General features: G+C 70.1%; 6 protein-coding genes. All 6 read right to left on the bottom strand.

The genetic code is table 11. The features are described from left to right. A partial coding sequence (locus JWN68_RS06685; RefSeq protein WP_297736476.1) for an acyl-CoA dehydrogenase family protein occupies nucleotides 1–577 on the bottom strand: 577 nt, incomplete at its 3' end. Then, nucleotides 577–1716 carry an acyl-CoA dehydrogenase family protein gene (locus JWN68_RS06680; RefSeq protein WP_297736473.1) on the bottom strand — a complete coding sequence of 380 codons (1140 nt, stop codon included), beginning with the start codon at nucleotides 1714–1716 and terminating at the stop codon, nucleotides 577–579. The genes JWN68_RS06685 and JWN68_RS06680, both read right to left, overlap by 1 nt. 1 nt (nucleotide 1717) lies before the next feature. Beyond that, on the bottom strand, nucleotides 1718–2869 hold the full coding sequence (locus tag JWN68_RS06675; protein WP_297736469.1) for an acyl-CoA dehydrogenase family protein: 1152 nt from the start codon (nucleotides 2867–2869) through the stop codon (nucleotides 1718–1720). 84 nt (nucleotides 2870–2953) lie between these two features. Beyond that, nucleotides 2954–4105, bottom strand: coding sequence for a trypsin-like peptidase domain-containing protein (locus tag JWN68_RS06670; protein ID WP_297736466.1), 1152 nt, complete (start codon nucleotides 4103–4105; stop codon nucleotides 2954–2956). A gap of 85 nt (nucleotides 4106–4190) precedes the next feature. Beyond that, nucleotides 4191–5372 carry an MFS transporter gene (locus JWN68_RS06665; RefSeq protein WP_297736463.1) on the bottom strand — a complete coding sequence of 394 codons (1182 nt, stop codon included), beginning with the start codon at nucleotides 5370–5372 and terminating at the stop codon, nucleotides 4191–4193. Nucleotides 5373–5484: 112 nt separating this feature from the next. Beyond that, nucleotides 5485–6792 (bottom strand): citrate synthase, encoded by a 1308-nt coding sequence (locus tag JWN68_RS06660; protein ID WP_297736460.1) that lies wholly within the window; start codon nucleotides 6790–6792, stop codon nucleotides 5485–5487. Nucleotides 6793–7138: the final 346 nt, after the last annotated feature.

Below are 7138 nucleotides of genomic sequence, written 5' to 3'. Positions count from 1 at the left end.
CGAACCCCGGCGCGTCGGTCGGGACGAGGAACGCGGTGATGCCGCGCGGACCCTCGTCGCTCGTGCGGGCGAAGATCAGCGCCACGTCAGCCCAGGTGCCGTTGGTGATGAAGAGCTTCTGGCCGTTCAGGACGTAGTCGTCGCCGTCCCTGGTGGCCCGCGACGTCAGGTTGCCCGCGTCGGAGCCGGTGTCGGGCTCCGTCAGGCCGAAGCATCCCAGCTTGGTGGCCGTCGCGAGCTCGGGCAGCCACTCCTGCTTCTGCTCCTCGGTGCCGAAGAACAGGATGGACTTGCCGACCAGACCGCTGCTCACCGACACGATCCCCCGCAGCGCCGAGTCGGCCCGGCCGAGCTCTTCCATCGCCAGCGCATAGGTGACGTAGTCACCGCCCAGGCCGCCGTACTCCTCCGGGATGGTGAGGCCGAAGAACCCGATCTCGGCCATCTTCGGCACGATCGCGAGGTCGACCGCCTCGTCGCGGTCCCATCGCTGCCGGTGGGGGACCGCCTCGCGGTCCAGGAACGTGCGGGCGAGGTCGCGGAACGCCTGCTGCTCGGGGGACAGGGAGAGGTCCATCAGCCCAGCGCTTCGACCGTCTCGTGGTCCGTCACGGTCGCGGCCAGTCGTGTGAGGTGGTGCTGTGCGCCGCCGAGCCACTGCTCGAGGACGGCGAGGTGTGCCGTCCGTACGCCGACGGAGTACTCGGCTGTCATCGCGATCCCGCCGTGGAGCTGGATCGCTTCCTGCCCGATGTGGCGGGCGGCGCGCGAGACCTGGAGGCCCACCCGGTCGGCCGCCGAGGCGATGTCCGCGCGGGTGCCGGAACCGACGACCATCGTGGCCCAGTCGACCACGCTGTGGGCGAGCTCGAGCGAGACGTACATGTCCGCTGCGCGGAACGTCAGGGCCTGGAACGAGTTGAGCGTGACCCCGAACTGCTTGCGGCTCTTGAGGTAGTCGGTCGTCGACGCCACCTGCGCCTGCATGACACCCAGGGCCTGCTGGGCGCCCATGATCCGGGTGATGTCGCTGATGGTCGCGATGGTGGGCCTGAGGTCGTGGCCGGGCTCGCCGAGGGGCACCGCGGGCGTGGCGTCCAGCTGGACCCTGGCAGCGCGGCTGCCGTCGATGACGGCGTAGTCGCTGCGGGTGGCCGCCGAGCCCTCGACGACGAACAGCCCGGTGCCGCCGTCGGGCAGCAACGCGGTCACCACGAGGTGGTCGGCGCGGGCGCCGTTGGGGACCGGGTCGCGGACCCCGGTGAGCGTCCACGCCTCACCGTCCTGGGCGGCCGTGACGCCACCGCCGTCGGCGCTCCACCGGTCCCCCGGAGAGGTGTCGGCAGCAGCCAGCACGATCTCGCCGGCAGCGAGCCGACCCAGCAGGTCGGCGCGCTGCTCCGGCGAGCCCGCCGCAGCGACGAGACCGCCGGCGTGCACCACGGAGGCGAGGAACGGCTCGGGAGCAAGGACCCGGCCCAGCTCCTGGCAGACTAGGCCGATCTCGACCGGCCCTGCCGCGACCCCGCCGTCGTCCTCGCTGAAGGGGAGCCCCAGGACGCCCATCTCGGCCAGCCGGGCCCACTGGGCCTCGTCGAAGCCGGGTGCCTGGGCGACCACCTGCCGCCGGTCCTCGAAGCTGCCGTAGGCCTTGGTCGCGAGTCCGCGGACGGCCTCGCGGAGGGCGGTCTGCTCGTCGTCGTAGGTGAAGTCCATGTCAGAGTCCCAGGATCGTGCGGGCGATGATCTGGCGCTGGATCTCGTTGGAGCCACCGTAGATCGAGGCCTTGCGGAGGTTGAGGTAGGTCGGGGCGGAGCGGCGGGCCCAGCCGGGCACCTCGGAGTCGTCCTCGGCGCCGTACGCCAAGGAACCGGGTCCGGCGAGGTCGAGCGCAAGCTGACTGACAGCCTGCTGCAGCTCGGTGCCCTTGAGCTTCAGGACTGAGGACGCCGGGTGCGGCTCGCCCCCGGCGGAGTGAGCCACCACTCGCAGCGCGGTGAGCTCCAGCGCCAGCAGCTCGTTCTCGAGCTCGGCCACCCGAGCGCGGGTGAGCGGGTCGTCGAGGAGGTCGCCGGCGTTGCGCTTGAGCGTCGCCAGGGCGCGCTTGGTCGCGCCGACCGGCGCGACACCGACCCGCTCGTTGCCGAGCAGGAACTTCGCGATCGTCCAGCCGCTGTTGAGCTCGCCGACCATCAGGTCGCCGGGCACGCGCACGTCGTCGAACCAGACCTCGTTGACCTCGTGGGAGCCGTCGATCAGCTCGATCGGGCGGACCTCCACCCCGGGCGAGGTCATGTCGATGAGCAGCATCGAGATCCCGGCCTGCTTCTTCACCTCGGGGTCCGTGCGGACGAGGGTGAAGATCCAGTCGCCGAACTGGCCCAGCGTCGTCCAGGTCTTCTGCCCGTTGACGATCCAGTCGTCGCCGTCACGCACTGCAGTGGTGCGCAGGCTGGCGAGGTCGGAGCCGGCGTCGGGCTCGGAGAAGCCCTGCGACCACCAGATGTCAAGGTTGGCCGTCGCTGGCAGGAAGCGTGCCTTCTGCTCCTCGGTGCCGAACTGGGCGATCACCGGTCCGATCATCGAGGCGTTGAAGGCGAGCGGTGTCGGCACGCCGGCTGCCTGCATCTCCTCGTGCCACAGGTGGCGCTGGAGATCGGTCCACCCGCGACCGCCCCACTCCTCCGGCCAGTGCGGCACGGCGAGGCCCGCCGCGTTCAGCGCCTGCTGACTGCGGACGATCTGCTCCTGTGAGAGTTCTCGTCCCTCGAGCACGGTGTCGCGGATGTCCTGAGGGAACTCGGTGGTGAAGTAGGTGCGCATCTCCTCACGGAAGGCTGCGTCCTCTGCGGACAGCTCGAGCTGCATGCTGCTCCTCGGGTCAGACGTGGTGGATGTCGCCCATCATGGCGGGTTCATCCACACGGGACGCTGGGGACCCGAGACTGGAGGTCACTCTGCGTCCGAGTCCAGCACGAAGTCGCCGGTCTTCTCCTCGTCGCCGCTGAGCCAGGTGAGGGCGACCGTGTCGCCGGGACGGTAGGACCGGATGGTGGCCACGAGCGAGTCGGCGCCGGTGATCCGCATGTCGTCGATCCGGGTGATGACGTCTCCCGGGGCCAGGCCCCCCTCGTCCGCGGTCGAGCCCGCGGTCACCTCGCCGACGAGCGCTCCGGCGGCACTGTCCGACCGGGCGTCGCTCACCTTGATCCCCAGGCGCGCGTGCGTCGGCGTCTCGCCGGCGCTCATCTGTTCCACGACAGGCATGACTCCGTCGATCGGGATGGCGAAGCCCAGCCCGATGGAACCGGCCTGCCCCGCCCCGCCCGACTGCGACGCGGCCGTGCGGATGGAGGAATTGATCCCCACGACAGCGCCAGTCATGTCGACGAGCGGGCCGCCGCTGTTGCCGGGATTGATGGCGGCGTCCGTCTGGATGGCCGGGTAGGTCGTGGCGTTGCCGATGCTGTCCCGCCCGACGTTGACGGGTCGGTCCAGGGCGCTCACGATGCCGCTGGTGACGGTGGCGTCCAGGCCGAAGGGCGAGCCGACGGCGACAACCTCCTGCCCCACCGCGAGGCTTGCCGAGCTGCCGATGTCGCCGGCGTCGAGATCGCTCACGCCCTCGGCTTGGATGACGGCCGTGTCGGTGAGGGGGTCGGCGCCGAGGATGGTCGCCTCGGCGCTCGTCCCGTCGACGAAGTTCACCACGATCTGGCCCGTGTCGCTGGCGGCGTCGATGACGTGGTTGTTGGTCAGGATCCTGCCGTCCTCGGTCAGGATGATGCCCGAGCCGGAACCGGCGCCCTCCGGTCCGACCACGTCGATCTTCACCACGGAGGGCAGCACCGCGGCGGCGACGTCCTCCACCGAACCCTGCCCGGCCTGCTCCTGGGCCTGGTCGTCGGCGGTCTCGTCGGGCTGCTGGTCGGCCTGGTCCGAGACGGTCGTCGTCGCGCTCGGTGACGTACGGGATGAGGGGGTGTCGGTCTGCGTCTGGTCCCAGAGCGCGGCGCCCCCGACGCCGGCCCCGCCGCCCACGACCAGCGACGTGCCGATCACGAAGGCGGCAAGTCCAGCACGTCCACGACTTCTTTCGCTCATGTGGATCATCTTGCTCACTCCACCTGTGGAGGCCCTGAGAGACGGCTGGGAGACCGCCAAAGGTCTCCGACGGCACTGCTAGCGGTCAGCTCGGCGGATGCGGTCGACGCGCTGGGCGTGCCTGCTTGGGAGCCAGCGCAGGGATGGCTGCCGCGAGCAGCACCGCGGCCATCACGACGAAGGCCACCGGGAAGGACCTGGAGGCCGCGAGCGCGCCCACGGCCACAGCACCCGTCGCCGTACCGGCGTCGAAGCCGATGTTCCAGGCCGCACTGGCCACAGGGATGCGGCCCGGTCCAGCGGCCGCGAACGCCGCCACCAGGGTGAGGTTCTGCAGGGCGCCGTAGGAGATCCCCAGGACGGTCGCCGCCACGACGAGGGCGACCGGACGATCGTGGTCGACCGCCCAAGCACACCCCGCGACGGCTGCCGCCGCGACGACCAGCAGCGGGGCCAGGAACCGGGACGCCCCGTGCCGGTCGGCCACGTGCCCGACCAGCCAGCGGGCGAGGGTCGCGGTGAGACCCATGCCGAGGAGCAGCGCCATCGCGGTGGTGGGGCCTGCCAGCAGGGGAGCGAAGGTCAGCAGCCCGCCGCCGGCCATGGTGACCGCGAACAGCACGAGGATCGGCGGCACCATGACGAGCAGCGTCCGGGTGTCCGGGCGGCCGGTGCGCGAGGTGGTGGATGCAGGTCGGTCGTGCCCGAGGTCACGCAGCACGGACCCGAGGCCGAGCGCGGCCGGGACCCCCAGGACGGGCAGCGCGGCGATCCAGAAGACCCACGCGAAGCCCAGCTGCTCGGCGAGGGGAACGGACGCCGGGAGCAGGAGCAGGTTCGGTACGGCGACCGCGAGCCCGTAGGCGCCGATCGCCCGTCCCCGTCGCGCTGGATCGACGAGCTGCGCGGCGGCCGCGGACCCGGTCACGGTGAGGACTCCGAAGCCGACTCCGCGCAGCGCCGAGAGGGCCAGGACCCAGACGAGGCCGTCGGAGAGGAGGTAGGCCGGGGCGGGGAGCCCGAGGAGCAGCAGGCCGGCGGCCAGGACCCGCCGTGTCCCGAAGGCGGCCAGGGCACGTGGCACGGCCAGCTGCGCCAGCACGGTGGCGCCGAGGAGCACGCCGTTGACGAGTCCGCCTCCGGCCTCGGATGCTCCACCCCGGATGGCCCACAGCGGCGCGACGGCCAGCAGCGCGGCGTAGCCGGCGAAACCGACGACCGAGAGGAGCCCCAGCTGGGGCATCCCGGGCGTCCGCCAGACGCTCACGTTGTCAGCTCTCTCAGCTCTGTCAGCTCTGTCTGCTTGCCCGGCTGGCGCCGTGCTGCGCCCCTCGCGCCGCGACGGGTCCTGCGGCTGCGCCGCATGACCCGCGCGGCGCTCAAGCCCAGCGCTCGGACGACGGCGTGAACGTCAGCTCGCGGTCACCGGTGTAGATCTGCTTGGGGCGTGCGATCTTCTGGTCCTTGTCCTGGACCAGCTCGAGCCACTGGGCCAACCAGCCCGGCGTGCGGCCGATGGCGAAGAGGACCGTGAACATCTCCGGCGGGAACTGGAAGGCCTCGTAGATCAGGCCCGAGTAGAAGTCGACGTTGGGGTAGAGCTTGCGCTTGACGAAGTACTCGTCCTCCAGCGCGATCTTCTCCAACTCCTTGGCGATGTCGAGGAGCGGGTTGGTGCCGGTGACCTCGAAGACGTCCTCGGCGGACTTCTTGATGATCTTGGCCCGGGGGTCGTAGTTCTTGTAGACCCGGTGGCCGAAGCCCATGAGCTTCTCGTTGCCGTCCTTGACGCCCTCGATGAAGGCCGGGATCTCCGAGGTGCTGCCGATGCGCCGCAGCATGCGGAGCACGGCCTCGTTGGCGCCACCGTGGAGCGGTCCGAAGAGTGCACCGACGCCGGCGGCCACCGCCGAGTAGGGGTCGACCTGGGTCGAACCCACGGAGCGGACCGCGTTGGTGGAGGCGTTCTGCTCGTGGTCGGCGTGGAGGATGAACAGGACGTCGAGGGCCTTGACCAGACGCTCGTCGGCCTCGAACTTCTTCTCGCTCATCTTGAAGAGCATCGAGAGGAAGTTGGCGGTGTAGCCGAGGTCGTTGTCGGGATAGACGAACGGCTTGCCCTGCGCGTGGCGGAAGGACCACGCGCCCAGCGTCGGCATCTTCGCGATCATGCGGACGATCTGCATGTGCCGGTTGTCGGCGTCGGCGATGTTGCGCGCGTCGGGGTAGAACGTCGAGAGCGCACCCACGGAGGCCATCAACATGCCCATGGGGTGGGCGTCGTAGCGGAAGCCCTCCATGAACGACTTGACGTTCTCGTGCACGAACGTGTGGTAGGTGATCTCGTGCACCCAGGCGTCGTACTCCTCCTTGGTGGGGAGCGCGCCGTGGATGAGGAGGTAGGCGACCTCGAGGAAGTTGGACTTCTCCGCCAGCTGCTCGATGGGGTAGCCGCGGTACTCGAGGATGCCCTTGTCGCCGTCGATGTAGGTCACGGCGCTGCGACACGAGGCCGTGTTGACGAAGCCGGGGTCGTACGTCGCCAGCCCGGGGGTGTTCTCGTCCGTCCTGATCTGGCCGAGGTCCTTGGCGTTGATGGTGCCATCCGTGATCGGGATGTCGTACTCCTGGCCGGTGCGGTTGTCGCGTACGGTCAGGGAGTCGGAGTTGGCCGCTGCGTCGGTCACGTCGGCTCCTGTCCTGGAGGTCTGGAAGGGGTCCCTCCAACCTAGCCGCGACCCGGCTGGTCCCGCCAACCCGGTCAGGCCGGTCGGAAGCTGGGTGTGCCGCAATGCGGCGTTTTGACCCCCGGGAACGCCGGGCGTAGCCTTGCTGGTCGCGACTCCTGCCGCGCCCGTTCCTCGTGGACGGGTGCAGACCTGGGTGAACAGAAACCAGGCAGTGTTCGTCAGAAGCCGCAGCACCACACCGGGTGGGACATCTTCCATCCGGCACTACGAACGAGATCGGGATACAGCCGTGCGCACGTACAGCCCCAAGCCCGCTGACATCCAGCGTGAGTGGCTCGTCATC

It is taken from the genome of Nocardioides sp. (genome assembly GCF_025964975.1).
Lineage (GTDB): Bacteria > Actinomycetota > Actinomycetes > Propionibacteriales > Nocardioidaceae > Nocardioides.
This window is presented reverse-complemented; position numbering and strand designations above follow the sequence as displayed.

What these genes read in the sequence shown, in the direction of transcription:
- JWN68_RS06680 (WP_297736473.1), bottom strand. Translation starts at nt 1,716, where the DNA reads ATGGACTTCACCTACGACGACGAGCAGACCGCCCTCCGCGAGGCCGTC.
- JWN68_RS06675 (WP_297736469.1), bottom strand. Translation starts at nt 2,869, where the DNA reads ATGCAGCTCGAGCTGTCCGCAGAGGACGCAGCCTTCCGTGAGGAGATG.
- JWN68_RS06670 (WP_297736466.1), bottom strand. Translation starts at nt 4,105, where the DNA reads ATGAGCGAAAGAAGTCGTGGACGTGCTGGACTTGCCGCCTTCGTGATC.